We start from the raw sequence: 26,932 nt of genomic DNA, 5'->3' as shown, positions 1-26,932 counted from the left end.
AATGAGCGACGATAACTCGCAATCTAGCCAGGGTTCTTCTGGCAAAACGTGGATGGGCCGCATAGCCCAAATGTTGCAAGGGGAACCCCAGAATAGAGAAGAGCTGGTTGAAGTAATTGCCGACGCGCAAGAGCGTGACGTAATCGACCCAGAAACCAAAGAAATGATCGAAGGTGTGCTTGGTGTATCCAAGCTTAAAGTGCGCGATATAATGATCCCGCGCTCACAAATGGTCACACTTGAGGTCGACAGCCCCCTTGAAGATTTGATCCCCATGATGGTCGACTCCACCCACTCGCGTTTTCCGGTGGTGTGTGAAGACAAAGACCACGTTGAAGGTATTTTGCTCGCAAAAGACTTGCTGCCGCTTATTTTAAATAAAGATGAGCACCTACCCTCACTGCGCGAATATTTACGCCCAGCCATGGTAGTGCCAGAAAGCAAGCGCGTAGACACCCTACTAAATGAATTTCGTCAGCAACGCTACCACATGGCTATTGTAATTGACGAATACGGCGGTGTATCGGGACTTGTAACCATTGAAGATATTCTTGAAATAATCGTCGGCGAAATCGAAGATGAACACGACGAAGAAGAAGATCAACAAGATATTCGCCAACTTGCTAAGCATGTATACGTAGTACAAGCGCTCACCCCTGTAGATGACTTTAACGAGTACTTTAAAACAGGTTACAGCACCGATGAAGCCGATACCATTGGCGGCACGGTACTACACGCATTTGGCCATATGCCAAGTCGCGGCGAAACAATTGAAATAGACGACTATCAGTTTAAAGTAACTAATTCTGATAACCGTCGTATTTTACAACTGCAAGTCACCGTTCCTAAGGTTGATGAAAACGACAGTGAAGAAACTACTAACTAAACTCACCCTGTTAGTAAAAGATAAAAAAGCATGGCTCGCACTGGTTGCGGGCCTTATTTTAACTTTTGGCTACGCCCCCTACCAAATTTGGCCCATCGCATTTTTTAGCATTGCCGCCATTATTTTTTGTATTAACCCAAACAACACAGGCAAAGCGCACGCAAAAAGCGCCGCTAAATATGGCTTTATATTTGGCTTAGGCTGGTTTGGCGCGGGTATTAGCTGGGTGCACGTATCTATTGCCACCTTTGGCGGCATGCCGCTTATAGCATCGCTCTCGTTAATGGCTTTACTGTGCTCATATTTAGCCCTGTTTCCGGCGCTGGCGTTTTGGGCTGCAACTCGCTTTGCAAGTGGCCCTAAAAGCATGGGGGCACTTCTAATTGCCACTATAGCCATTAGTGAATACTTACGTGGACACTTACTGACCGGCTTTCCATGGCTAAGTTTTGGCTATACACAAACAGATGGCCCGCTTAGGCTGCTTGCGCCTTATATTGGCGAATTTGGCTTAACGCTTACCTGTGTTGGCATTGGTTTTGCCCTTTACAGGCTCACCCAAAAAGATTTTAAAACCCCACTAATAAGCGCAGCCGCTTTAGCGTTACTTGTTATTGGCGCATTAAATACCGGTAATAATCACTACTCTGGCAAAGAAATGTCGACCTTATTGGTACAAGGTAATATTAAACAACACCTGCGTTTTGAACCCAGTGAGTTTTGGACCACCATGAGCAAGTACCAAGACCTAACGCGCCCACACTGGGATGCTGACCTAGTGGTATGGCCCGAAGCCGCCGTGCCCGAAATAGAAGCCCTTGCCGACACTTACTTAGCCAATTTAGACAGCGCGGCCTCGTTTAATAAAACCGCATTAGTTACCGGTATTGTTGACTACCAGCTCGACACCAAAACCATTTACAACACCCTTATTGTGGTAGGTAATAAAGAACACAACGACGAGCACGGCCATTACCGCTACCTAGACAAAAACCGCTACCGTAAACACCAGTTGTTACCTATCGGCGAATTTGTACCATTTCAGGATGTACTGCGCCCTATAGCGCCATTGTTTGATTTACCTATGTCATCGTTTACCCGTGGCGATAGAGTGCAAAACAACCTACGCGCCAATGGCTTTAACCTGCTACCTGCCATCTGCTACGAAATAGTATTTGCCGATTTAGTACGCGGTAATTACAAAAGCGACTCTGACTTGCTGTTTACCGTAAGTAACGATGCCTGGTTTGGCGACTCTATTGGGCCATTACAACACATGCAAATAGCCCGCATGCGCGCATTAGAATTACAACGCCCGCTGGTACGTGTTACCAACAATGGCGTAAGCGCCGTATACGACCCAATAAGCCACACTCAGCAAACCATGCCACAGTTTGAAGCCGCGACCATGAAAGCCGATATAAAGCTTATACAAGGCGACAGTGTGTACAGTCAATACGGAAACATTTTTGTGTGGGGGGTTGTGGTGTTGATGATGTTCGGTGGAATTGGGGTTAGGTTTAGGAAGTGAGCTCTAAGGTACTAAGTTTCATGTATTTAGTACCTTTCTAAAATTTTGTGAATATGCTTTCAAATAATCAGAAACTAAATCAGTCTATTCTGCTAGGTTTTAGTACTTAGAACCCCATTCACTACAGCTAAGGCTTCTTTTTTATCTTGAATAAACCGTTCTTCATAATAAACAGTTTTTTTATATGAGCTATCATACATTGCACTTATAGTTGCTGCGTACTCAAGGTATATTGCTTCGAACTCCATGTTACTAAATAATCCTGATAATAGAGTCAGTGTGCTTTTATCCAATAGCGCTAATATATCCTTTACACTACCTACGTTATGACAAAATAAGAGTAAAATAACCTGTCCCTTTGAGTCACTATTTAAAAAGCTATTTATAATTGAATTAAGGGATTTACTAACATCAATACGCTCATTATCGTGGAACCTATGCGTGTGTCTAAAGCTCATATAAATAAAGCATACTATGAAAAAAGTGTCATGATTTAAATGCCGTCTTAATTCCAATAAATCTACTATGGCATCTTCGGAAAATAGATAACTTTTTAAACCACTTCTAGGATTCATAAACATATTTTTTCGTATAACTAAGCTGTCTAATAAATCTTTTGAGCCTTCTGTTTCATCAAATTTAATTGCACTGTGTATAAGGAGTTTAGCTATATTAATATCTTCTAATTGATTATGTAGCATAACCCAACCATACGAATTTAACGAATCAGCCCAGACCCGTCGTGCATTAACATCTTTAAATCCATTACATAAAACGCCTACACTATCCTTATCACCTTGAACAATTTTAGTAAAACTCTTGTAAACCTTCATTTTCTTTAACGTATTATTGTCGAGAAATCCAGAAAATAAAATGCTATAAATTCGTTCGCTATTGATAGATAACAGATGATTCGTAATATTTTTTAAGGAGATAATCCTCCCCAAGGTTTCATTGTCTTCATCTGGCATCACATCATATAACTCAATCAAGCCCAAATGAATAAGTGTACCTTCTATAATAACTTTAAGCTGTGGCGTGCAATCAGAAAAATGTTCGTTGATAAAAGCATTAACCCTTAAGCCTTTCGTTGATATTTCTCCCAATAAAATTTGATATAAGGTATCGTGGAATTTTGGTTGATTATTTTTTAGAGCTTGAATTAATATAAAATCATAAAGTAAAACCTCTCCTTTAATATTTTCCCAAGAAGATTTAACTTGGCTACTCAAAGATTCAAAATCTCTAAACGACGGTAGTAGCAAATCAACTAATTCTGGGCATTTCTTTACCTCAGAATTCGGCAGCACATCTTTATAATATTTTTGTAAATTTTCATCAATTAATCCATCTGCTAATTTAGTTATATCATCTGTTAAATCAGGGACTGAAAAATCAAACCGTATTGGGCAAATTCTTAATAATGTATCTGAAAACTCTGGGCGGTTTTCACCTGCAAAAATATAATCAATACCTTGCAGCTCTTCTAGTCTATCTAGCAGGCCGGCAAGCACATGAAGGCTGTCTAACGCTTTTTGATTTCGATCGAGATCTTGAATTGTTACTAATAACCTTAAATTTGCGGCATTAATTACATCACTTAAGCTTTTTAAAAGTGCATCTGGAGATTTAGGTTTATGCATAAACGCTGCAAATATTTTAGAAGACGTATTACCTGCATTCATAGCTGAAATATAGTGCGACGGTAAAGAGCGAAACCTGCACATATCAATCTCAGTGCTTAGTGCTATTAGCACTTCATCTAATACATATTGGATAATAGATTCAGCCTCAACACCCCATAAATCAACGTTACAATGAACTAATTTTGGCCATTCTTTTTTACTTTTTAACTTACCAATAGCTAAATTTATAGCCGTTGTCTTCCCCACACCAAACGGGCCACATATTAAAATGCGTTTACTCTTTGCTTGATTTTTCTCATCGCATAAAGTTTCTTGAATTTGTTTAGCGATATGCCGCGTTGAAGCATTGTTTTTTGGGTCATCAATACATAGAGGAGTTATTTTTTGCGTAATACGAACTTTTAAAAACTCTAATGCAGGTAAAAGTGTTAATCCACTTAAAAGAGGTAAATATATAGACACTAAATCTAAACTAAATAAAATGCTGGCCGTTTTAGATTCAAAAAACAACCAAATAGTAATAGTCCATGTTACAGATATCATTAGCGAAGGATACCGCCAGTTAAACTGCCAGTACCTTTTTGAATTATAGATAGAGAAACTATCTGCTATTTTATTTACGGCTAAGCCTGCTAAAAATAATAATGTAACGTAACCATACAGAGGTGCAAAATTTGAAGTATTAAATGTTTTGTGGAGAAGATTAGCCCAATTGTACCAAAGAGTTTGAATACTCGTTATAGAAGACAAAATTGAAAATAAAAAATAGGTAATAACCCCATATACAATTAATGTTATATAACGAGAAAAAGTGACCATATTCATCCATGTACTCAATATTTACTTTTTTACATGCTAACACGCCCTAATAATAAACAGAAAAATAGTCTGAGCTACTTTATGTCTCTTTAAGCATTAGCTTTTTCTAATTAATATAATCCAATAGATAAGAGCTATAAGTCATCAATGCTAACCTCAATCTCCTGAGATAAATCAGTTCTACGACTTTCAACAATTTTAGTTAATTCAAATTCATCAAGCTGATCCATTAGTAACTCATACAATTGTGCTGGAACTAAATAAGCAACTGGCTCATTATATTTTAAAATTTCGATAGCCTCTCCATCAGCATTATTTATGAGCGCAATTGGATTTTTCTTCAGTTCTGAAATACTAGCTGAACAATCAGCTAAAATCTTTTTCATAGCTCACCTGATAAAGTTAAACCTGTACTTCATTTTAAGTTTTTAAACTCAACCTGTATATTTTTATAATTACTTTACGCTTTCACTGTATCTACAACAGTTTCAACATTTACAACTTGATGCACACTGCCCTGAATAACCACAGTCGCTGATATTTTATCTTGAATAGCTTGCCTGTTTGGGTCCCAGTACACTTGTAAGAAGCCTAATAAACCTGTTGCAAAACCGGCGCCGTATCCACCGTATCTGCCAAAACAATCAAGCATACCTAGTGGCTCGCCATTTAGTGATACCACCCGAATATTACATACTTTTTTACCTGGGGTTTGTGCGCGCCATAATAACGAGAACAACGTAAAGTATACGGCAGCCCAACCAAAACCAAGGCCTAGGTCTTGAATAATGCCTTTACCCCACTGCAAAATGCTGGTGACAGGTTTGGTTTGCTCGCTTTTAGTTTCAGCTTTTTCAGTGATATTGCTTTTATGAGTTACTTCGTCCGAAATACTTTCTCGCCCTGTCTCATTATTTTTAAAATCATCTGCCGCAACGGGTTCATCATCAGATATGGCCATTAAGTGCAATAATGTGCGCGTAACTTCAATCCCTCCTACGTTTTGCATTTCAGCAAGCGCTGGTAATTGGCCAACTAAATTAGCTCGAGCAACGCTTTGGCAAGCGTCATCGCAGTTTTTATCGTCGTCTGTTTGCGTTAAATAGGTGCGTATTATTGCTTTATCATGCTCGCTTAGCTCATCGTTTTGCTGTGTTTTTTCTAGTTGAGGTGTTTGTATAGCGGTATCGCCTTCAAAAAAATCAATCGCTAACGAGAGTACAGTTAGTGAACTTACAAATAAAAAGCTCGCGGCAAAAAGCTTTAAGGCTCTGCGCCAAAACGACGACATTTTTGGAAGATATTGCTACGCAGTGCCTTTATAAAAAGCCATTGCAGCCACAAAGGCAATTAAAGTGGCGCTTAGCTTAGCGGCCATAAATATTAAAGTGACATCAATAGTCATCGCCAATGCACGTTTAATTGGGCTCGCTAATGGAATACCTAATAACGCTTGGTCAATTTTAAAGGCATACGGGGTGATCACGTCTTTGGTTTCAGAGCCTGATAACGCGAGATGCTCTATCTCTTTGGTTTTCATTTTTATTTTTATGTTTTTAAAATGGGTAAGCTATTTAACTTACGCGCTTTTTATTGTTATATCAATCCGCTTAATTAAGTGATCTATATTGCTGATTGGTATTAGCCCAAGTTAAAGCTACTGATTTACCAGCATAAAAAAAGGGCTGCATACATGCAGCCCTTAAAATACTTTATTTATAAATAATTAAGCGGTTGGGTAATCGGTATAGCCTTGCTCTGCGCCACCAAATAAGGTATCGGGGTTGTGGCTATTTAGCGGTTTACCTTGCTTTAAACGTGCTGGTAAATCTGGGTTAGACACAAACGGGCGACCAAAGCCAATCATGTCGGCCCAGCCTTGTGCTAGGGCTTCATCGGCACGTTCTTTAGTGTACTTACCTGCATAAATTAATACGCCGCTGTACGCTTTACGAATAGCCTGCTTAAATTCAACACTCATTAAAGGGGCATCATCCCAATCGGCTTCAGCAATGTGCATGTAGCCCACGCCAGCGTCGTTTAGTGCTTGAGCAACGGCTAAATATGTTTGCTCTGGGTTATCATCAACCGTGCCGTTAAGCGTGGTAAGTGGTGCAAGCCTTACACCTACTTTTTGACTACCAATTTCATCGCTTACTGCATTTACGACCTCTGTTAAAAAACGCAAACGATTTTGCACACTGCCGCCATATTCATCAGTACGGGCATTTGATTGCGAGTCTAAAAATTGGTTAATTAAATACCCATTAGCGGCGTGTAGCTCTATGCCATCAAAGCCTGCGTCTACTGCATTTTTAGCCGCTTGGCGAAATTCGCCTAGTACATTTTCAATATCTTGCTTGCTCATTTCACGCGGTAACTGAGTCTCAACAAAGCCAGGCTCGCCGTTAGTATCTACAAATACTTTTACGTCTTTTGCAGCAATGGCCGATGCGGATATAGGCTGTACACCGCCTGTGTTATCGCTGTGAGTTACGCGCCCTACATGCCAAAGCTGCGCAAACATAACGCCACCAGCATCGTGCACTTTGTTGGTTACCGTGCGCCAACCTGCTACTTGTTCGTTTGTGTAAATACCTGGTGTCCAAGCATAGCCTTTACCCAGCTCACTTATTTGTGTGCCTTCGCTTACTATTAACCCAGCACTTGCTCGCTGCGCATAATAAGTGGCCATTAAATCATTGGCAATGTCGCCAGGCTGCGTTGAGCGCGAGCGAGTCATTGGTGGCATAACAATACGGTTTTTTAAAGTTTTACCTGCAAGTTCTATGGGTGAGAAAAGTAACGTCATAATGCCTCCTAAGTTTGATGGCGCTCATAATAGCGCAGCTATATAAATTCAAAAATAGCAAAAAACACAAAATAGCTTTGTTGTATTTGCAAAAGTGTCTACTTATTCTTCTGCTGAGCATTACATACAAACTATTTAAAAAGTGATGCTAGTGCTAGAAAATTTAATTGATACAATATAACATACCAATAGATAACTATTAGTAAGTAAAATTAAATGATAAATAAACTGCCCGTCACAGTGTTATCAGGCTTTTTAGGCGCTGGTAAAACAACCGTACTTAGCCATATTCTTAATAACCGACAAGGAAAAAAGTGGCTGTTATTGTCAACGATATGAGCGACATAAACATAGATGCAGCCACAATTAAAAACGATGTATCACTCAATCACAGCAACGAAAAACTCGTCGAAATGAGCAACGGCTGTATTTGCTGCACCCTACGAGAAGATTTACTTGTTGAAGTGGGTAAACTTGCCAAAGATGGCCGTTTTGATTATCTCGTCATTGAATCAACAGGCATTTCAGAACCCCTACCGGTTGCCGAAACATTTACTTTTGCCGACGAAAACGGTGTTTCTCTTGGTGATGTTGCCACCCTCGATACCATGGTAACCGTGGTTGATGCGGTTAACTTTTTAACCGACTACGAACAAGCAAACGATTTACAAGATACTGGCGAATCGTTAGGAGAAGACGACGAGCGAAGCGTGGCTGACCTACTTGTTGATCAAGTTGAATTTGCCGACGTTATTTTAATTAGCAAAACTGATTTAGTCACCAATGAACAGCTCAATAAGCTTATTGCTATTTTAAATACGCTTAATACTCAAGCTAAAATCATTCCTATATCAAACGGCAATATTAATATTAACGAAGTGCTCAATACGGGCTTATTTAATTTCGCACGCGCCCAACAAGCACCAGGTTGGCTTAAAGAAATGCGTGGTGAACACATTCCCGAAACCGAAGAGTATGGTATTAGCAGCTTTAATTATACGGCGCGCCGCCCATTTAATCCTGAAAAGTTTTATCACTTTTTGCACAACACCGAGCAATTTGGCAAGCTCATTCGCTCTAAAGGGTATTTTTGGCTCGCAACGCGCCCTTTATTTTGCGCGCAGTGGAGCCAAGCCGGCGGTATAGCTCATTACGGGTTTGCTGGCATGTTTTATAAAGCAATTCCTAAAAAAGACTGGCCCACAGAGCCCGAGCTACTTGCTGATATAAACAGTAAATGGATAGAGCCCTTTGGTGATATGCGTCAAGAACTTGTATTTATTGGTCAGTCGTTAAATAAACAAGCCATGATTGAGGCGCTTGATGACTGCCTACTGCCAGAAGAAGCCGTGCTTAAAGGTAAAGATTTTTGGAAAACCTATAACGACCCGTTTCCTATTTGGGAGGAAGTGTAATGAATGCCCTAGCTCCAATAACGGTGCAAATAAAACCCACTGAGCAACTCCACCGAAGTGCAGCCAAAGACAGTAACGCCAATGTATTGCCACACATTTATGACCAAAACACTAACATCGTTATTTGGCAAAGAGACCTTGAACAAGCATTAACAAATGCCGTTAATACACTCATTAGCACTAATGCTATAAAACCACTTGAGCTTGCGGTATCTCCCGATGATGCGTTTGATAAGTTAGTTACTGCACTTAAACCAGATGATAACAAGCGCGATGAAACTGATGCGCTGTGTGAAGACATAGCATTATTAGTTGAAATGTTTTGCTGCCTATTTGATTTAAAACGCGCCGGTTTAAGGCTAAAAATATTAGATAAACCTATGTGCCCGCGTTTTCATGTAGACAAAATTCCGTGCCGATTAGTGACTACTTACCAAGGCGTTGCAACGCAGTGGTTAAATCACAGCGATGTAGACCGCTCAAAGCTAGGAACTGGTAATTTAGGTAAGCCCGATGAAGAGTCTGGCTTATTTAAAAGCCTAAATAATATTAATCAGCTAAATCAAGGGGATGTTGCCCTGCTTAAAGGCGAGTACTGGGATGAAAACGAAGGCGCAGGGCTTGTACACCGCTCTCCACCGGTAGCTGCAAATGAGAAACGCTTATTGCTCACCCTTGATTTTATTTAAAATTGTTGTGGTGATAAACGCTGCACTAATGGGCGTTTATTACCCTCGCGATTACTTCGTACAACCCTTGTGTATTTACCGGTTTAGATACAAAATCATCCATGCCTACACTTAAACAGCGCTGCTTATCATCTTCATAGGCGTTTGCGGTAATAGCAACAATGGGCACATGTGCCTTTGTGTTTACCTCGTTAGCCCGTATTGTTTGGGTGCACTCGTAGCCATCCATATTAGGCATTTGGCAATCCATTAAAATTAAATCAAAGCGATTACCTTCAAGTACTTTTAGCGCTTCTATGCCATCGGTTGCCATCACTAAGTTCACCTTTGTAGGCTCTAGCATTTTTGCAATTACTTGGCGGTTAATGGGGTTATCTTCAACCAGTAAAAGTGTTTTATCGCTTAAATTAGGCAACGACTTCGCCTGTTTAACGGGCTCTGGTTTGTTGGACTGTGCTTTAGGTGCACTTACGTAAAATTTAAGTACGCTGCCTTTGCCTGGTTCACTGTTGAGGGTAATTTCACCCTGCATTTTTTTAATTAACCCTTGGCTAATTGCTAAACCTAACCCTGTGCCACCATACTTACGTGCCACACCTACATCTGCTTGCGTAAACTCATTAAATAACAACGACTGCTGATCTTTTTCAATACCAATGCCGCTATCGGCTACGCTTATTAAAAGTTGCTCGTTTTCGTAATCAAACGATAAGCGCACAAAACCACGCTCGGTAAACTTATACGCATTAGAGAGCAAGTTAATAATGACTTGGTTTAAACGTAGGTCGTCTACTTTTACGCAATCTGGCAGCCTGTCGCTTTGACTAACAATAAACTCGACGTGATCAGAACTTACAATGGGAGAAAACAACGACTTTATATTGGCAATAAACGGCGCAAGGTTAGTCGCCCGAGGGCTAATTTCCATGGCGTTAGCTTCTATTTTAGAAAAATCTAAAATATCGTTTAAAATTTTCAGTAAGTTTTGTGCGCTTTTTTGCTGCGTATTTAACAGCTCTCGCTGCTCATCGGTTAATGAATTATCGCGCAATAAAACCTCACCCATGCCTAAAATACCGTTCATAGGGGTGCGTAGCTCGTGGCTCATATTGGCTAAAAATTGCGACTTAGCAACATTGGCTAAATTAGCCCTATTTACCGCTTTTTTAAGCTCGGTGGTTTGCTCTGCTACTTTGCCCTCTAGCTGCTGATTAAATTCGCTCAGCTGGGTATTTAACCCTTGGTTTCTGATATTAGAGGCTTGTAGGTTTTCTATTGAACGCTGAAGCGCATTAGCTAGTAATTCAAATTGCTGTTGTAGCTGCAATACCTCATGCCAGCTTGAGTCTGTATTAAACTTATGTGTTTTGGTTTTACCAAAGCTTTGCATTAGCGTAGTTAGGCTAGTAATTGGCTGCACTAATAAATTAGCAAGTTGGTGTATAAAAATAACCACCATAAGCATCAATAGCGCACTTAACAAAATAGTGGGTAGCCAAGCTTTTGCCACCGCCATACTTAAATGCTTACGATTATAAAAGGTAATAACTTGCCAGTGGTTTTGTGGGTCAATGTACCTAGAGCTGTGGTACACCTCGTTTTTGGTTGAACGAAATAGGTTTTTATCACCTAAATTACTGGTATTAAAGCCCTCACCGTTAAAATGGCTCAGTATTTTAAATTCATCAAGGGAGCTAAATACCACTTTTTGCTGTGCATCTAGCACCACTAAATCGCCCGTGTACTCAAATAAGTTAGGTATAAACCGCTCTAAGCGGTCTAACTTTAACGAGCCCTCTACCACACCATAAAACGTATTGTTACGGTATATAGGTGCCGACAGCGCCACAATGGCCTCGTTACCTAGGCCGCGACCTTGAAACACGCCACTGGTATAGCCCAGAGGGAACTGCTGAGCTTGAGTAAAGTATGCTCGGTCTTTAACACTACGCTGCGCAAGGCTAAGCCCCTCTATTAAATCGCTGGGCGAGCTAAGCTCTACAAAGCCATCTGGGTTTGCATACAAGCTGGTGGTAAAGCCTGGAAATAACGACATTAATCGTTTGAGCTGCACATCGCTTGCAGTGCCCGCACTTATTGCGTCGCTACTCATAACAATGGCGTTTTTATGAAATGCTAAATAATCATTTAATTGCGTGCTAATAGACTCGGCTTTTTCTTTTAGTTGAGCGTTTACTTCATACTCTAAGCGCGCATGATGATCGTTTACTAAAATTACACTAGTTAGCAATACCACTAAAATAATAATGACACTAACCACATAGCTTAAAATTTTTGCCAGTGGCCTCCCCTGATACGCACGGCTGGCGTAAGGTACAAATACACTAACTAAATCAACCACCGCCAAGCTTATTAGCGCGTTAATTAAGTACTTTGATATCGCTACTATTAGCGTTAACCAGGCCAAGCCAATAACAAATTGGCCTATAACCCATACAAAGGGTAAACCAATACATAGCCAAAATACGCTACCCAGAGGAAGAATAGGTTTAGAGCGGCGTAAGCAAAAAGCATAAAGCCAACAAAGCTCGAGTAAATACACAATACTCGGCCAACAATGGCCCCACCTATAAAGTAAAAAACCAGAAACAATGGCAAGGCTTAGGCACGCGTAACGCAGCCCAGTAAATACTAAGCTGCATAAAACAAACAATTGCCCAAACAAAAATTCGGAGCTGTCGAAAAAATACAATGGCGAGAGATTTACTGACCCGCCTAATAACCCTAGTAAAACAGCGAGTGTCCACTTACTTCTTTGCGGCATTAATCAACCTTGGGGCACCTTGTTAACACTTTACATGTTAAAATTAATGTAATTTTTACATTATTACGTACAAGGCAAGGGTTGTCTAGCAGCAATAAAACAGGAACAGATACACATTACCCCCTGTCAAAAAGCGTGTTATGTGTTTTTACACTTACTCTTTTTATGATTGCCACTTAAATTTAACTTAATATCCTTAAGCATAGGCTTAGCATTTGCGATTACTAAATAGGCATTAGCTAACGCTTCTGGAGCTGCGCAATAATCTACAATAAGTATTAATATTGAAACATTTAGTGACTGTAATTTATTGCCAAGCTCAGTAGATGTGAGTTTTGCTTTGGCGTTGCTAAGTAAGTTATTTGATTTTTTTACATAAATAGTGATTGTTTCATCTGCTAGTGCAGTAAACGACAATAATAAAAACAGTGTGAATGTAAAAATGAGGTAGAGCGGTAATAGTGGAAAATCGACACTCGTGATACTAAATATTTAACGGTGTTACTAAGGAATAATTTAAAAGGAATGTATTTTCACCCAAATGAGGAATTTGGGTGGCAGTCTTACCAGCCACATCTCGGCACACACGTCACAAACTGTGGCTGCTCCCTTCCGGGCCTGACCAGGTTCGCCTGCTAGTGTTGCGAGAGGACCAATAAGACTACCATTGAGGGCCTTGGTTGGCGCGGGAAGGATTATCTCTACTTTTGGTGTGTTATTCAAGGGATAATCAAAAAAGAAAGTGCGATTGCATACTTCATATACAATCGCAGCTAAAAACAGCCTTTAATGCCTATTAATTACGCTCTAACTCGGCTTTAATTTTACGCAGTGCTGCTTTTACTTTTTTCATGTTTTCTGGGCCCATACGTAACAGCTGTTTTTGTGCAGCTGGTAATTGCTCCCATTCAGAAAACGCATACTGATAAGTAACCGAGTCACGCAGTAGCGGTAACTCGCCTTCTGGCTCCGGTGTATCAAGTAATAACTCAATAGCATCTTCTAGCGTTTGATTAAATTCATCATCACCGTAACCAATTTCACTGTACGCGTTGTTGATTAATGGCTTGTACTGCTCGTACATACGCACAGCTTGGGCGGCGCTCATGCTCGTAAATACTTTTACATACGGTGTATAGCGCTCGTAGCTGTTAGGGTCAATTGTTAAAATGTCTCCTTCGTTTACGCTAAATTCTTCTTCAGGTTTAACCACTGGCGTATGCTTTTTAGCAATTTTGCCTTTAGCTATGTTGTCTATAAATACGACGCCACGGCGAATTACATCGTCAGTTACCATTAGGCTCATTACCGAGTCGCTTAAGTATTCATCCATTTTGGCAACCACTACGGTGTCGCTTTCATCAAGCGTTGGTAATGGCTCTACAACCGGCTCTGGCTCAGCTGGGCGTTGAGCAGGTACGCTCAGCTCCGCTGGCTTTTCAGGCTTAACTGATGGCGCATCTACCACAGGGTCGTTCTCTGGCTTTAGCTCCATCACTGGCTGTTCTTTTGGTGTTTGCTCTACCTCTGTGCGAGTTTCTGGCTCGTCAGTGGGCGATAACAGGACGAACGCAGCGGCACACACTAAAATAATTAAAATAATAACGGCGAATAAAAAATTGTTTTTAGGCGGACGTTTTTGAACATCTGACGCTTCTGGTTTATCTGACATACAAACTCCATAAATTTAAATGCATATTACTCAGAGTACGCTGAGTGGAAAAAATTCACTATCGGTAATCACTATGACTTTAAATATAGGCTTTACAACATAAACCTACACTTACTAATTAGAACAGCGAGCCATAGTAACTCAGTTATTCTTTGATTCTTCTAGCTTAAAGACTTAAAGTTGATAAATAAAGAAAAGACGTTAAGCAGTTCAAAAACCACTATGAAAATCCAGCAAGTTGACCCACATAAACCTAAAATAGCCCTATTACTTACAGGTGGTGGCGCTCGCGCTGCTTATCAAGTGGGCGTCCTTAAAGCGCTTGCTCATAGTATGCCTCGCACTGCGCCTTTGCCATTTAGAATTATTAACGGCACTTCTGCAGGCGCGATTAATTCTGCAGCTTTGGCCTGTTATGCCTCGTGTGCGCATTTGGCCGTGCGTAAACTTGAGTCTGTTTGGAAAAACTTTTCAACGTCTATGGTCTACAAAAGCGACTTTTTAAGTGTGTTTGGCCATATTGCGCGCAATATTTTAACCAGTTTTCAGTCTGAGCACATAAACCACCCGCCAGGCAGTTTGCTGAATAACCGCCCTTTGCGCGGTTTATTAAACGAAATTTTAGACCTGCACCGCATTGAACGTAATTTACATCGCAATTATTTAGAAGCGATTTCTATTACCGCTTCAAGCTATACAACCGGTGACTCTGTTGCGTTTTTTCAGTCAAATACACAAACACCTTGGCAGCGTGCCAAGCGCGAAGGTCGCCCTATGCGCATTAACGTTGAGCATTTAATGGCATCAAGCGCCATTCCTATGGTGTTTCCAAGTGTTAATGTATTTAACCACTATTTTGGCGATGGCTCTATTCATCAGCTTTCACCGCTTAGCCCGTCTATTCATTTAGGGGCCGAAAAAATATTTATTATTGGGGTGGACCAACCAAAAGAGTCGCATCCGGCGGGTTACTCGCCCCACTACCCTGGGCTTTCTGCGGTTGCAGGGCATTTACTCGATAGTGTATTTAGCGACACCATGCAAGCCGACCTTGAGCGCCTTGAGCGTGTAAATCGCACTTTAGGGCTGCTTCCGGCGCGCGACAAACATCAAGAGCTGAAACAAATAGAAACCTGTATTATTAACCCATCAAAAAACTTTAACGATATTGCCGCGCAATACTACAGCGATATGCCGTGGGCAATTAAGTTGCTGCTGCGCACAATTGGGGTAAAAAAGCACTCGCAATCGAGTTTAACCAGCTATTTATTGTTTGAAAAACGCTACACTCAGCACCTAATTCAAATTGGCTATGAAGATGGCATGAAAAAACTACCCGAAATACGCCAATTTTTAGAGCTCGACTAGCTAATGTTGGCCTTGAAACCTGTTATTTAATCGCAGAGCAAGCTTTGAAACCAACTGAGCTGTATAACTACCTCTGTGTTATTTTAATAACTTGCATCTATGTCAGTAAAAAACATCAAATGCATTTTTTATTCAAGCCCATCGAGTAGGTAATGCTCTACTCGCTCTACCCGCCTAGGCTTACCTTGCAATACCAGTACATCGTTTGCGCACAATGTGGTGCTGGTTAATGGGTCGTCTATTTCTTGCCCCTCTCGGCGCAAAGCTTTTACAGTCACGCGGCGTTTAGATAAGTTAAGCTCATCTATTGTTTTATCCACCGCATAGGCTTGATCTGGCAACGCAACTACGTGCAAATATTCTAAGCGCTCAGAGGAGGTTTCTTCGTTATCTTTAAAGTAACCGGCGTAAAAACTTTGCATAAGCGGGTAGCGATTACGGCGCTCTTTACTAACACGGCGTACAATGCGTGTCATCGGTACACCCGACATCGACAACACATGCGAAACCAACATTAAGCTTGCCTCTAACGACTCAGGCACCACCTCAGTAACCCCCAGCTCTTTTAAGTTGTTTAATTGGCTGTCGTCGCGGGTTCTTATTAGTATTTTAACGTTGGGCGCGAGTTGCTTTATGGCGTCTATTACCACATGTGCATGCTCAAGCTCTGTAAAGGTAATAATCACTAGGCGTGCTCGCTCTACCCCTGCGCACTTTAAAATATCTTTTTGTTTTACATAGCCAAATATTACTGGCTCACCTGCGGCTTTGCCCTCTTGTACTAAAATAGGGTTACTTTCTATGGCAACGTAATCTATGGCTTCGGGTTTTAGAAATCGCGCTATTGTTTGCCCTACGCGTGAAAAGCCACAAATAACCACGTGATCGTTATATAAGGTGCTACTTTTAGGCTCGCTCTCCCTCGCCATACTGGGGTGATCTAAAATACCTAATTGCTTTAAAATTAGTGGGGTTTTATCAATTAAAAACGGAGTTAGCGCCATCGATAGCACCCCTAAGGCAATTAAAAACGAGGCTTGCTCTGAATTGAGCAACTCATGCTGACTTGCCAAAGCAATAAGCACAAACCCAAATTCTCCCATTTGCCACAGCATAACCCCGCAGGCTAGCGAGTCTTGATTGCGCTCATGCATTAATCTGGCACTGAATGCCAGCACGGTAATTTTTAATATTAACAAGCCAAATAACGCGCCAATAATTACAAAACCATGTGAAAGCACAAATAAAATATCGAGCTGCATCCCCACAGTTACAAAAAACAGCCCCATTAAAATATCGCGAAATGGCCTAATATCAGCCTCTAGATGATGGCGGTAATGGCTCTCTCCTAACATCATGCCAGCTAAAAATGCCCCAAGCGCCATTGATAAACCAAACATGTAAGTTAAAAAGCCGGCAAATAACGCAACCAAAATTGTGGTAAGTACAAACAGCTCATCGGTTCGTACCTGCGCTATTTCTTTAAATACCTTAGGCAGCACCCATTTACCAATTGCCCACAGTAATAAGCACACAAACGCGCCTTTTGTAAGCGCAAATGCCAGCGCCCAACTAATACTTTGCGAATCGCTTGAGGCAAACAATGGCAAAATAATAAGTAGGGGCACAACGGCAATATCTTGAAACAGTAATACGCCCACCGCCAGCTGCCCACGGCGCTGGTTTAGTTCGCCAGTTTCTTTTAATAGCTTAACCACCACCGCGGTTGAAGAAAGCGCCATAATTGTGCCAATGGTAAAGCTAGTGAGTAAGCTAAAATTTAAGCAATATAAAATAATAATGAAGAGCAAGCTGGTAACACCAACTTGTAACGAGCCCAGTCCAAACACAATATTGCGCATGGCCATTAGCCGCGATATAGAAAATTCGAGCCCTAAACTAAACAATAAAAATACGATGCCCAGCTCAGCAATAAACTCAATTTCGTGAGATTGCGCAAGCCAACCAATGCCATGGCTGCCCGCTAAAACGCCTGTTGCTAAATACGCCAAAATAGGCGGCAAGCCAATGCGCTTAAAAAACCATACAAAAAGCACCGCCGCCACTAACAAGCCAAAAATTTGAGCGTTTATACTTTGCAAATTCGGCCTCCAGCGTCAATTAAACTACGGAATGAACTTTAAATATAGCAACCATATGTTTATCAAGCAATTTTAAAATATGGCATAAAAATAGCTTAGTTATTGCAAAGTAACACCCTGGGGGAAGATTTTAATGGAAAATGTCCATATTTTGACACAACGCGTGTCTGGGCGCGGCGATTTTTTGCCGTTTTCAGCAGAGCAAACACACACAAACGAAACAGCGGCAACGCACGATTTAGTTACCGAGCTACAAACAAGCCTAGTAATAGAAGATGTGTTGGCTATTTATGCAAAATTTGCCAAACAGCTACTTAACTTTTCAGGGCTGCAGTTTCAATCAACGCTCGGCACTGCACAAACCTCAGATAGCAACACGAACACTAGCCCGTATTCTTACGATTTAGCTATTGGTCGCGAGCACTTAGGACAGCTAATTTACTTTAGCCAATACCCTATTAGTAAAGCGATTGAAAACAAATTACGTGCTTTGCACAGCGCCCTTGTGTACCCACTACGTAACGCAATGATGTACAGCCGAGTGTTAAAACTTGCCACAAAAGATGCGCTCACTGGGTTGAATAACCGTAGCCAATTTAATGACATGTTATCGCAAAAGCTCGAAAACTGCCGCCGTTACCAGCGCCCTTTTAGTTTAATGCTGCTTGATTTAGATAACTTTAAGCAAGTAAACGACAACTATGGTCATAAAGTAGGTGACGATGTTTTAAAAGAGTTTTCGCAGGTACTTTGTAGCAGTATACGCGGTACCGACTCCGTGTTTAGATTTGGTGGCGATGAGTTTTCGCTGATTATTGAAGACCCCGAGTTTACAACAAACAAAGTGGTTGCTGAGCGCATTATGCACTTAGTCAGAAACTCAAGTTTAATGTCTAAATACAAAGTAACCACCAGCATTGGCTTTACCCTAGCCAATAGCCAAGATTGCGAAACAGCAATATTTGCTAGAGCCGATAAAGGCTTATATAAGGCAAAAGCCTCTGGGCGCAACTGTGCAAAAGCATATTAGTATTTATATAACTGTATTATTTATAAAAGCTTAGCTTCCCCCGCTGAGCTTTTTTATTACTGTTTAATTATTTATTAGCCAGTAATTTATAAACAAACAAGGCCGCACAAAAGCCAAAAAAGAAGCCGCTCACTAAATTAAGCAATGCTGTTATGCTTGCAAGCGGGGTAAATAACACTAAAACCAATGGTAAACTTACGCCTAAAATAAAAAATAACCCGCCTTTACCTAACCAGTAGGCAAGCAGTAATACCGCCGATACCACCCCGCCCACAACGGCATAACCTAACGTAATAATATTAAGCTCTAGTAATACATTGGCTATAACAGCAACTAACGCTGTTATTAACATACCCATTGGCGCTTTGCTAACTAGCGATAAGCCTACATGTGGCTGATCTTTCATTTATTTACACTCCCAAAAAATGCCGTTTTCGTCTTGGTGTTTTTCACTTACAAAATAACCAACAACTTGCACAAGCTCGTCGTTATAAAATATTAAAGGTACGCGCTCCCTTAACCACGGGGCTACTTTTGCATCTTTAAACCAGTGTTTAAGCGTATTACTGCCTGGCTTTTTTAACGGCTTTATACGCGCACTATTACAATTAAAGCGCACGGTGACTTGCTCGTTTGGTAAAGGGGCACGTAGGCCTTTACCTTGTTGCTTTATTAATACGCGCCCATCATCAAGCGCAAGCTCATTGCCCGTTAGCGCTTCATCGGCTAATAATGTGTGTGGTGTAACAAAATACAAATACCCTTGATGGCGTCGTATTTGCCCCTCGCTTAAATCAACTTGCATTTGCGCATCAGCCTGCGCATTTATGGCTTGGTTAATTATTTGAAAAAGTTGCTTTTGTGAGGGCATTACTTGGGTAAATAAGCTAAGCCATGCACGAACCACATTGGTTATGCGCACGTCGCTGTAGGTGGTTAGCTGGCTAACGCTCAGTGCTTGATGGGCATTTATGCTTTGTTTTAAATCAAGTTCAGTGTACTCATCAAGTAGCGCTTGTTGTTGCTGTAGTAACTCAATGCTGCGCCCAGCACAGTGCTCAAAACCTTTAAAGCGCTTTGCAAGTAAAGGCACTACACGTGCACGTAAAAAGTTACGATCAAAACGCTCATCGGTATTTGAGTCATCAGTAATGTGCGTAATATTAAACTCTGTGGCAAAGTGTTCTATATCACTGCGCGTTATGTTTAAAAGCGGCCTGTAGCATATTCGCCCGCTTTGTAGTTCACGCATTTTTTGCATTGCGCCTAACCCTTTTAAGCCAGATCCGCGCTTTAACCGCAGTAAAAGCGTTTCTATTTGATCGTTTAAATGCTGACCCAGCAAAATAACGCTGCCCGCGGGGCTTAGCTCATCAAGTGCTTTGTAACGCGCCTCACGTGCCTGCGCTTCAAGGCTTGTTCGTGTTTTTGGGTTTATTGTTACATGCGCGGCATTAAACGGTACATTTAGCTCAGCGCACAAGTTTTGGCAAAAGCGCTGCCAGTCATTCGCGTATTGGCTTAAACCATGATTAACATAAATCGCGTTTACGTTTAGCTTTGGTTGCGCTTGTTTTAATAAGTGCATTATATGAAGCAATACCACCGAATCCACGCCACCCGAAAGCGCCACCGTAAAGTTATACTGCTGGTGCTTAAAAAAGTGCTCAAGGGCGTGTTTAACGTGCTGATAAATAGGTGATGCTTGCATGGATACGCTATAAATTTAATGTTTGCAGTATTTTAAAACAAAAAAGCCGCATAAGCGGCCTTTTTTAACAATAAATGCGTTGGTTAGCTAATTAGCAGTAACCAAACGACATTAAACGTTTATAGCGTTGATCAAGCATGTCTTCAAGCGATAGCGCTTGTAAGTCAGCAAGGTCACGTTTTAAACGTGTTTTTAAGTTACGTGCCATTGCATCGTAATTGCGGTGTGCACCGCCTAAAGGCTCTTCAACTAAGTTATTAATTAAATCAAGCTCTTTAACGCGCTCTGCTGTTACACCCATTGCCTCTGCGGCAAGTGGTGCTTTATCGGCGCTTTTCCATAAAATTGAAGCACAGCCTTCTGGCGAAATTACTGAGTACGTGCTGTATTGCAACATGTTAACTCTGTCGCCAACACCAATGGCTAATGCACCACCAGAGCCGCCTTCGCCAATAACCGTACAAATTGTGGGTACTTTAAGTGCCGCCATTACTTTTAGGTTACGTGCAATTGCCTCAGACTGACCGCGCTCTTCAGCGCCCACACCTGGGTATGCCCCTGGGGTGTCGATAAAGGTCATAATTGGCATTTTAAAACGCTCGGCCATTTCCATTAAACGTAGCGCTTTGCGGTAGCCTTCTGGTTTTGGCATACCAAAGTTACGTTTAATTTTTTCAGCTGTATCGCGCCCTTTTTGCTGGCCAATCACCATTACTGGTTCGCCATCTAAACGTGCAACACCGCCTAAAATAGCCGGATCGTTAGCAAAAGTACGATCGCCTGCAAACTCGTCAAATTCCGTGAAAATGCGCTCGATATAATCTCGAGTGTAAGGACGCAACGGATGACGCGCTAACTGCGATACTTGCCAAGCGCCTAAATTTGAGAATATTTCCTCTTTTTGCTTAGCGCTTTTTTCTTTTAATTTGCTGACTTCCTCTTCTAACTCAAGGTCTAATTCGCCAGCGCGGCTTATGCTTTGTAATTCTTCAATTTTTGCTTCTAATTCTGCAATCGGAAGCTCAAAATCAAGATAATTGAGGCTCATGCTCTAAACTACCTAATCAGTTAAATTCTAGTTCTACATCTTGTGCCGCCATGAGTGATAACTTATGAATTAAGTCGTCGCTCGGCGTAACACACCATTCGATCCCTAGGGTTAATTGCGCCAACGCATCGGGGCGCTGGTAATAAACCTTGATCGGACACGTTCCCATTTTATAAGGTTCGAGTACTTTTTGTAATTTATCGAAGAAACCTGCCTCGATTTGCACCATGTTCAGCGTCATTTTAATCGCTTTAATGCGTTTTTCACGCGCTTGAGCAATGGTGTTTATTTCTCTGGCGGTCATTGTAATGCCACCGGAGAAGTTATCAAAGCTGACCTGTCCAGATATTACCAAGATATTGTTTACTTGAAGCATTTCTTGGTACATTTCGAACTGTTCAGGAAACAAGCGTACATCAATACGGGCGCTCTTGTCATCTAAAGTTATTAAGCCCCAACGATTTCCTTTTTTATTAATTAAGGTCCGCGCTGAAATAACTAAACCCGCCGCCGTAGAGAGTACATCACGATTTGTTGGCTGTAAATCCACCAGCTTGCCGCTGGTGTAATGTCTAAGTTCACGGCGATACTGATTTATCGGATGCCCTGTTAAATAAAGGCCTAGCGTGTCTTTTTCGCCATCAAGCCATTGGTTATCAGTAAGCGGCGTGGCTTTAATAAAGGCTTGCTCAACTTCATCAGGCTCGGTGGCCAGTAAGCCAAATAAATCGCTTTGCCCAAGTTGCTCAGCTTTGTTGTGCTGATCGGCAGCGCGCATGGCATCTTTTAAACTTGCCAGTAATGTTGCACGCCCTGCTTGGGTTTTCTCTGGCCCGAGTTGATCAAGTGCACCGGCGTAAATTAATTTTTCGGTTACACGTTTATTTAAGCGTTTTAAATCTACACGGGCACAAAAATCAAATAAATCTTTAAATGGGCCGCCTTTTGCGCGCGCTTCTAAAATGGCCTCTACCGGCGCTTCACCTACGCCTTTAATAGCACCAATACCGTAAACAATTTCACCTTGCAGGTTTACCGTAAACTTAAACTCACCGGCGTTTACATCAGGCGGTAATAAGGTGAGCTTCATGTTTTCACATTCATCCACCAAGATTACTATTTTGTCGGTGTTATCCATATCGGCCGACATTACCGCAGCCATAAACTCTGCCGGATGGTGCGTTTTCATCCACAGCGTTTGGTACGAAACCAGTGCATACGCTGCCGAGTGAGATTTATTAAAACCATAGCCTGCGAATTTTTCTACCAGGTCGAAAATTTTAATTGCCAGTTCGCCGTCTATACCATTATTGCGTGCGCCTTCTTCAAAGGTTGAACGCTGCTTGGCCATTTCTTCAGGTTTTTTCTTACCCATTGCACGACGTAGCATGTCGGCGCCACCAAGCGTATAGCCTGCTAGTACTTGGGCAATTTGCATTACTTGTTCTTGGTACAAAATAATGCCGTAAGTAGGCTCAAGTATGGGCTTTAAGCTTTCGTGTTGGTATTGGGCATCTGGGTATGAAATTTCTTCTCGGCCAAGCTTACGGTCGATGAAGTTATCTACCATGCCTGATTGCAGTGGGCCTGGGCGGAACAAGGCTACCAATGCAATCATATCTTCAAAGCAATCGGGCTTTAATCGGCGTACGAGGTCTTTCATGCCGCGCGATTCTAGCTGGAATACCGCGGTTGTTTCGGCGCGCAGTAATAGCTCTATACTTTTTTTATCATCCAGTGGAATGGTATTTATATCAACGGGCGCTTTGCCTTCGCGCTTCATGCGCTCGTTGGTCATATCCACAGCCCACTGCAAAATGGTCAAGGTACGTAAGCCCAAGAAATCGAACTTAACTAGGCCTGCGGTTTCTACATCGTTTTTATCAAACTGTGTTACCGGAAACTTACCTTCGTCATCGCAATAAAGTGCAGCAAAGTCGGTAATGGTCGTCGGCGATATTACAACACCACCGGCGTGTTTACCGGCATTACGTGTACACCCTTCGAGGATGCGACACATATCGATTAAATCTTTTACTTCTGAGTCGCCATCGTAGGCTTCTTGCAAACGCGGCTCTACCTCAAACGCTTTGGCAAGCGTCATCCCGGGATCCCCTGGGATCAGCTTAGAAATTCGATCAACAAAACCATAAGGGTGGCCAAGTACACGCCCTACATCGCGTATTACCGCTTTTGCAGCCATGGTACCAAAGGTAATAATTTGTGATACCGCATCACGGCCATACAATGCCGATACATGGTCAATTACCTCATCACGCCTGTCCATACAAAAATCGACATCAAAATCGGGCATTGATACACGTTCAGGGTTTAGAAATCGCTCAAAGAGTAGGTCAAATTCAAGCGGATCAAGGTCGGTAATTTTTAGGGCATATGCCACTAATGAACCCGCACCCGAACCACGCCCTGGCCCCACTGGAATATTGTTATCTTTACTCCACTGAATAAACTCCATTACGATTAAGAAGTAGCCTGGGAAACCCATTTGGTTAATTACACCAAGCTCTACTTTTAAGCGCTCGTCGTATTCGCCTCGTTTTTCTTGTCGCTCTTGTTCATCGGGGAATAAAAACTGCAGGCGCTCTTCAAGGCCATCTTCTGAAACCTTAACTAAAAAGTCTTCAATTTTTAACGAGCCGGTTGGGTAATCAGGCAAAAAGTAAGTGCCTAATTGCACCGTTACATTACACCGTTTGGCTATTTCTACCGTATTTTGCAGCGCTTCAGGAATATCGCTAAATAGCTCGGCCATTTGCTCAGGCGTTTTTAGGTATTGCTCTTGTGAGAATCGTTTAGGGCGGCGTTTATCATCAAGGGTGTAACCGTCAAAAATAGCCACACGAATTTCGTGCGCTTCAAAATTTTCGGGCTTTAAAAAAACCACTTCGTTTGTGGCAACAACGGGCAGTTGCTCTTTTGCTGCGAGCTCTACCGCCATATGGAGGTAGTCTTCTTCAAGCGGACGGTCGGTGCGAATAAGCTCTAAATAGTAATGATCGCTAAAATGCTGCTTATAAAAGCTCACTACAGATTCAATAACGCCTGGGTTATTTTTTAATAAGGCTTTACCTAAGTCACCATCTTTTGCGCCTGAGAGAATAATAAGCCCTTCTTTGTGCTTAACTAGCCATTCTCGGTCAATCACTGGGCGATGAAATATATGCCCGCGTTGGTAAGCTTCAGATATTAATAAGGTAATATTTTTATAACCGTCGTTGTTTTTAGCTAGCAACGTAATACGGCTTGGCTCATCTGGAAACTCTGGGCTGCGCAGCCAAAAATCGGCTCCCACTATGGGTTTAATACCAGCACTGTGGGTTGCGCCATAAAAACGCACTAAACCACAAAAGTTCATTTGATCGGTAATTGCCAGCGCGGGCATTTCAAGCTCTTGCGCTTTAGCAACAATAGGCTTGGTTTTAGCTAAGCCATCGACCATTGAAAAGTCTGAGTGAACCCGTAAATGTACAAAATCTGGAGCGGCCATTATTTATGCCTCGCCCTTTGCTTGCATTAGCACACGTTGTACCGGCTTAAAGCTTTTACGGTGCTCATCAATAGCACCGTATTGCTCAAGCGCAGCAAAATGTGCTTTAGTTGGGTACCCTTTGTGCCCTGCAAACCCGTATTGCGGGTAGCGTGTATCAAGCTCAAGCATTTCATCATCACGCGCTACTTTGGCTAAAATAGAGGCTGCTGAAATTTCAGCCACTAAACTGTCGCCTTTAACAACCGCTTGAGCCGGCATAGCTAATTTAGGTAAGCGGTTACCATCTACAAATACAAACTCTGGTTGTGTACTTAACCCCTCAACTGCACGCGTCATTGCAAGCATAGTTGCATGCAAAATGTTTAATTCGTCAATTTCTGTTGGGCTACAACGACCAATGGCATAACACAGCGCTTTTTGTTTTATTTCTATAGCCAGTGCTTGGCGCTTTTTGTCGGTTAGCTTTTTAGAGTCAGCTAAACCTGCAATAGGATTCGCTGGGTCAAGTATTACCGCAGCGGTAACAACATCGCCGACAAGCGGGCCACGCCCTACTTCATCTACACCGGCAATTAAGGTTACGTTGGGTCGTTCAATTTGCATTTATTAACTCCGCCACAGCATTAGCTGCTTGTTTGCTGGCATTTAATCTAATTTTTTCGTGGATGGCTAAAAAGCGTGCTTTTAGTTCTTTATTATCGGTATTTAGCATAGGCGTAAGTGCGCCCGTTAAATTAGCCACGTTACATTCACTTTGTAAAAACTCCGGCACTAGCTCTTCATCGGCTAATAAGTTTGGCAGTGAAAAATATTTAATATTAAAGGTAAACAAGGTTTTAAAAATCCAATAACTCATTGGCTTAATTTTATAACCCACCACCATAGGCTTTTTATACAGCATGCCTTCGAGCGTTGCTGTGCCTGATGCAAGTAAAATGGCATCGGCTGCTTGCATGGCTAGTTTTGACTGACCATCGAGTAGGTTTACATTTAAATTTGGTGCAGTGGCATTTAAAATTTCACTAAATTGCGCTTTGCGTTTTTCGTTAACCAGCGGCACCACTATTTTAAGGTCTGGGTTTTGCGCTTGTAACTGCGCAGCTGTATTTATATAGGTTTCGCTGAGCAAGCCTACTTCTGAGCCACGGCTACCTGGCAGTAAAGCCAGAACTTTGTCGTCGGTATTTAGGCCAAGTTCTTGGCGGGCTTGGCTATCGTCGTGCTCAAGCGCTATATCGTCAGCTAAGGTGTGCCCTACAAATGTACACGGTACTTGGTGCTTATCGTAAAATTCTTTTTCAAACGGCAGCAGAGCAAGCACTAAATTTGTGGCAGCACTAATGGTATGAATACGTTTTTCGCGCCATGCCCAAACCGACGGGCTTACGTATTGAATGGTTTTAATACCGGCATCTTTTAAAGGCTTTTCTACGCGTAGGTTAAAATCGGGCGCATCAATACCGATAAATACATCGGGTGGGTTATCTTTAAAGTGCTGTACCAGCTGCTTACGTATTTTAAGTAAACGCGGCAAACGCCCTAATACTTCAACCAGCCCCATTACCGAGAGCTCGTCCATGTCGTAAAGCGTTTTACAGCCTTGCGCCTGCATTTTTGGCCCTGCAATGCCTTCAAAAATAGCATCTGGAAAGTGCGTTTTAAGTGCTTTAATTAAGCCTTCGCCTAAAATATCGCCCGACAGCTCACCTGCCACAATACCAATACGTAGTTGTTTTTTCTCTTTATTCATTCGACTTTATTTATCAGGCGTTCATAGCGGTTAGTTTACCGTGTTTTAATGTTTGGTTAAACGCTTTAAATTAACGATTATTTGTAACTAATTTAGTACCAAACGATTGTTTGTATTTCATACTGATGTAGCATGGTGAATATATATTAACTTTTTC

General features: G+C 41.8%; 17 protein-coding genes, 1 other RNA gene and 2 pseudogenes. 6 read left to right on the top strand and 14 right to left on the bottom strand.

Annotated features, from left to right (window positions below; genetic code table 11):
* The first annotated feature begins 1 nt into the window (after window position 1).
* Window positions 2–886 (top strand): CNNM family magnesium/cobalt transport protein CorC, encoded by an 885-nt coding sequence (corC, locus tag NQT65_RS15555; protein ID WP_004589463.1) that lies wholly within the window; start codon window positions 2–4, stop codon window positions 884–886.
* Window positions 867–2,417, top strand: coding sequence for an apolipoprotein N-acyltransferase (gene lnt, locus NQT65_RS15550; protein ID WP_256851507.1), 1,551 nt, complete (start codon window positions 867–869; stop codon window positions 2,415–2,417). Before corC ends, lnt begins: the two co-directional genes overlap by 20 nt.
* Window positions 2,418–2,509: 92 nt before the next feature.
* On the opposite strand, the gene NQT65_RS15545 is transcribed toward lnt, so the two are convergent.
* The 4 genes and pseudogenes from NQT65_RS15545 to NQT65_RS15530 all read right to left on the bottom strand — a co-directional run bounded on the left by NQT65_RS15545 (window position 2,510) and on the right by NQT65_RS15530 (window position 7,694).
* Window positions 2,510–4,882, bottom strand: a complete 2,373-nt coding sequence (locus tag NQT65_RS15545; protein ID WP_256851506.1) for a P-loop NTPase fold protein — start codon at window positions 4,880–4,882, stop codon at window positions 2,510–2,512.
* Window positions 4,883–5,016: 134 nt separating this feature from the next.
* Entirely contained in the window at window positions 5,017–5,268 is a 252-nt protein-coding gene (locus NQT65_RS15540) for a type II toxin-antitoxin system prevent-host-death family antitoxin (protein WP_256851505.1), read from the bottom strand.
* Window positions 5,269–5,342: 74 nt separating this feature from the next.
* Window positions 5,343–6,422: pseudogene (locus NQT65_RS15535) on the bottom strand (RDD family protein).
* A 186-nt stretch (window positions 6,423–6,608) separates the two neighbouring features.
* Window positions 6,609–7,694: an alkene reductase gene (locus tag NQT65_RS15530; RefSeq protein ID WP_256851504.1), complete on the bottom strand. Its 1,086-nt coding sequence runs from the start codon at window positions 7,692–7,694 to the stop codon at window positions 6,609–6,611.
* Window positions 7,695–7,910: 216 nt separating this feature from the next.
* Here NQT65_RS15530 and zigA point away from each other — a divergent pair.
* Window positions 7,911–9,109 (top strand): annotated as a pseudogene (gene zigA, locus NQT65_RS15525) (zinc metallochaperone GTPase ZigA).
* On the top strand, window positions 9,109–9,798 hold the full coding sequence (locus NQT65_RS15520; RefSeq protein WP_256851503.1) for a DUF1826 domain-containing protein: 690 nt from the start codon (window positions 9,109–9,111) through the stop codon (window positions 9,796–9,798). The pseudogene zigA and the gene NQT65_RS15520 overlap by 1 nt, the downstream one beginning before the upstream one ends.
* Before the next feature lie 25 nt (window positions 9,799–9,823).
* Here NQT65_RS15520 and NQT65_RS15515 read toward each other — a convergent pair whose 3' ends face one another.
* The 3 genes from NQT65_RS15515 to NQT65_RS15505 form a co-directional block, all read right to left on the bottom strand.
* Complete coding sequence (locus tag NQT65_RS15515) at window positions 9,824–12,583, bottom strand: response regulator (protein ID WP_256851502.1); 2,760 nt, start codon at window positions 12,581–12,583, stop codon at window positions 9,824–9,826.
* 561 nt (window positions 12,584–13,144) lie between these two features.
* An RNA gene (gene ffs / locus NQT65_RS15510) (signal recognition particle sRNA small type) lies at window positions 13,145–13,241 on the bottom strand.
* Window positions 13,242–13,379: 138 nt separating this feature from the next.
* Window positions 13,380–14,255 carry a DUF3014 domain-containing protein gene (locus NQT65_RS15505; RefSeq protein WP_004586946.1) on the bottom strand — a complete coding sequence of 292 codons (876 nt, stop codon included), beginning with the start codon at window positions 14,253–14,255 and terminating at the stop codon, window positions 13,380–13,382.
* A gap of 222 nt (window positions 14,256–14,477) precedes the next feature.
* On the opposite strand from NQT65_RS15505, the gene NQT65_RS15500 reads away from it, so the two are divergent.
* The gene (locus tag NQT65_RS15500) at window positions 14,478–15,623 is read left to right on the top strand and encodes a patatin-like phospholipase family protein (RefSeq protein WP_004586945.1); all 1,146 of its coding nucleotides are present in this window, start codon (window positions 14,478–14,480) and stop codon (window positions 15,621–15,623) included.
* A gap of 128 nt (window positions 15,624–15,751) precedes the next feature.
* Here NQT65_RS15500 and NQT65_RS15495 read toward each other — a convergent pair whose 3' ends face one another.
* On the bottom strand, window positions 15,752–17,725 hold the full coding sequence (locus NQT65_RS15495) for a monovalent cation:proton antiporter family protein (RefSeq protein ID WP_256851501.1): 1,974 nt from the start codon (window positions 17,723–17,725) through the stop codon (window positions 15,752–15,754).
* A gap of 133 nt (window positions 17,726–17,858) precedes the next feature.
* Here NQT65_RS15495 and NQT65_RS15490 point away from each other — a divergent pair, with 133 nt between their 5' ends.
* Window positions 17,859–18,755 carry a GGDEF domain-containing protein gene (locus tag NQT65_RS15490; RefSeq protein WP_054983464.1) on the top strand — a complete coding sequence of 299 codons (897 nt, stop codon included), beginning with the start codon at window positions 17,859–17,861 and terminating at the stop codon, window positions 18,753–18,755.
* A 67-nt stretch (window positions 18,756–18,822) separates the two neighbouring features.
* Here the strand turns inward: NQT65_RS15490 and NQT65_RS15485 are convergent, their stop codons facing one another.
* The 6 genes from NQT65_RS15485 to lpxB form a co-directional block, all read right to left on the bottom strand.
* The gene (locus NQT65_RS15485) at window positions 18,823–19,161 is read right to left on the bottom strand and encodes a hypothetical protein (protein ID WP_004586942.1); all 339 of its coding nucleotides are present in this window, start codon (window positions 19,159–19,161) and stop codon (window positions 18,823–18,825) included.
* The gene (gene tilS / locus NQT65_RS15480; protein ID WP_256851500.1) at window positions 19,162–20,466 is read right to left on the bottom strand and encodes a tRNA lysidine(34) synthetase TilS; all 1,305 of its coding nucleotides are present in this window, start codon (window positions 20,464–20,466) and stop codon (window positions 19,162–19,164) included.
* A 91-nt stretch (window positions 20,467–20,557) separates the two neighbouring features.
* The gene (gene accA / locus NQT65_RS15475; RefSeq protein ID WP_004586940.1) at window positions 20,558–21,514 is read right to left on the bottom strand and encodes an acetyl-CoA carboxylase carboxyl transferase subunit alpha; all 957 of its coding nucleotides are present in this window, start codon (window positions 21,512–21,514) and stop codon (window positions 20,558–20,560) included.
* Window positions 21,515–21,530: 16 nt separating this feature from the next.
* Window positions 21,531–25,022 (bottom strand): DNA polymerase III subunit alpha, encoded by a 3,492-nt coding sequence (gene dnaE / locus NQT65_RS15470; protein WP_054983466.1) that lies wholly within the window; start codon window positions 25,020–25,022, stop codon window positions 21,531–21,533.
* A 3-nt stretch (window positions 25,023–25,025) separates the two neighbouring features.
* Window positions 25,026–25,628 carry a ribonuclease HII gene (rnhB, locus tag NQT65_RS15465; RefSeq protein WP_024033823.1) on the bottom strand — a complete coding sequence of 201 codons (603 nt, stop codon included), beginning with the start codon at window positions 25,626–25,628 and terminating at the stop codon, window positions 25,026–25,028.
* A complete protein-coding gene (lpxB, locus tag NQT65_RS15460; RefSeq protein WP_054983468.1) occupies window positions 25,618–26,775 on the bottom strand; it encodes a lipid-A-disaccharide synthase in 1,158 nt (385 codons plus the stop codon). The genes rnhB and lpxB overlap by 11 nt, the downstream gene beginning before the upstream one ends.
* Between the last annotated feature and the right edge of the window lie 157 nt (window positions 26,776–26,932).

This window comes from Pseudoalteromonas agarivorans (genome assembly GCF_024518735.1).
GTDB lineage: Bacteria > Pseudomonadota > Gammaproteobacteria > Enterobacterales > Alteromonadaceae > Pseudoalteromonas > Pseudoalteromonas atlantica.
The sequence above is the reverse complement of the archived record's forward strand: the minus strand, read 5'-3'. Positions and strand labels throughout refer to the sequence as shown.

What these genes read in the sequence shown, in the direction of transcription:
- NQT65_RS15540 (WP_256851505.1), bottom strand. Translation starts at nt 5,268, where the DNA reads ATGAAAAAGATTTTAGCTGATTGTTCAGCTAGTATTTCAGAACTGAAG.
- NQT65_RS15490 (WP_054983464.1), top strand. Translation starts at nt 17,859, where the DNA reads ATGGAAAATGTCCATATTTTGACACAACGCGTGTCTGGGCGCGGCGAT.
- NQT65_RS15530 (WP_256851504.1), bottom strand. Translation starts at nt 7,694, where the DNA reads ATGACGTTACTTTTCTCACCCATAGAACTTGCAGGTAAAACTTTAAAA.
- accA (WP_004586940.1), bottom strand. Translation starts at nt 21,514, where the DNA reads ATGAGCCTCAATTATCTTGATTTTGAGCTTCCGATTGCAGAATTAGAA.
- NQT65_RS15545 (WP_256851506.1), bottom strand. Translation starts at nt 4,882, where the DNA reads ATGGTCACTTTTTCTCGTTATATAACATTAATTGTATATGGGGTTATT.
- NQT65_RS15505 (WP_004586946.1), bottom strand. Translation starts at nt 14,255, where the DNA reads ATGTCAGATAAACCAGAAGCGTCAGATGTTCAAAAACGTCCGCCTAAA.
- NQT65_RS15520 (WP_256851503.1), top strand. Translation starts at nt 9,109, where the DNA reads ATGAATGCCCTAGCTCCAATAACGGTGCAAATAAAACCCACTGAGCAA.
- corC (WP_004589463.1), top strand. Translation starts at nt 2, where the DNA reads ATGAGCGACGATAACTCGCAATCTAGCCAGGGTTCTTCTGGCAAAACG.
- NQT65_RS15485 (WP_004586942.1), bottom strand. Translation starts at nt 19,161, where the DNA reads ATGAAAGATCAGCCACATGTAGGCTTATCGCTAGTTAGCAAAGCGCCA.
- tilS (WP_256851500.1), bottom strand. Translation starts at nt 20,466, where the DNA reads ATGCAAGCATCACCTATTTATCAGCACGTTAAACACGCCCTTGAGCAC.
- NQT65_RS15515 (WP_256851502.1), bottom strand. Translation starts at nt 12,583, where the DNA reads ATGCCGCAAAGAAGTAAGTGGACACTCGCTGTTTTACTAGGGTTATTA.
- lpxB (WP_054983468.1), bottom strand. Translation starts at nt 26,775, where the DNA reads ATGAATAAAGAGAAAAAACAACTACGTATTGGTATTGTGGCAGGTGAG.
- rnhB (WP_024033823.1), bottom strand. Translation starts at nt 25,628, where the DNA reads ATGCAAATTGAACGACCCAACGTAACCTTAATTGCCGGTGTAGATGAA.
- dnaE (WP_054983466.1), bottom strand. Translation starts at nt 25,022, where the DNA reads ATGGCCGCTCCAGATTTTGTACATTTACGGGTTCACTCAGACTTTTCA.
- NQT65_RS15500 (WP_004586945.1), top strand. Translation starts at nt 14,478, where the DNA reads ATGAAAATCCAGCAAGTTGACCCACATAAACCTAAAATAGCCCTATTA.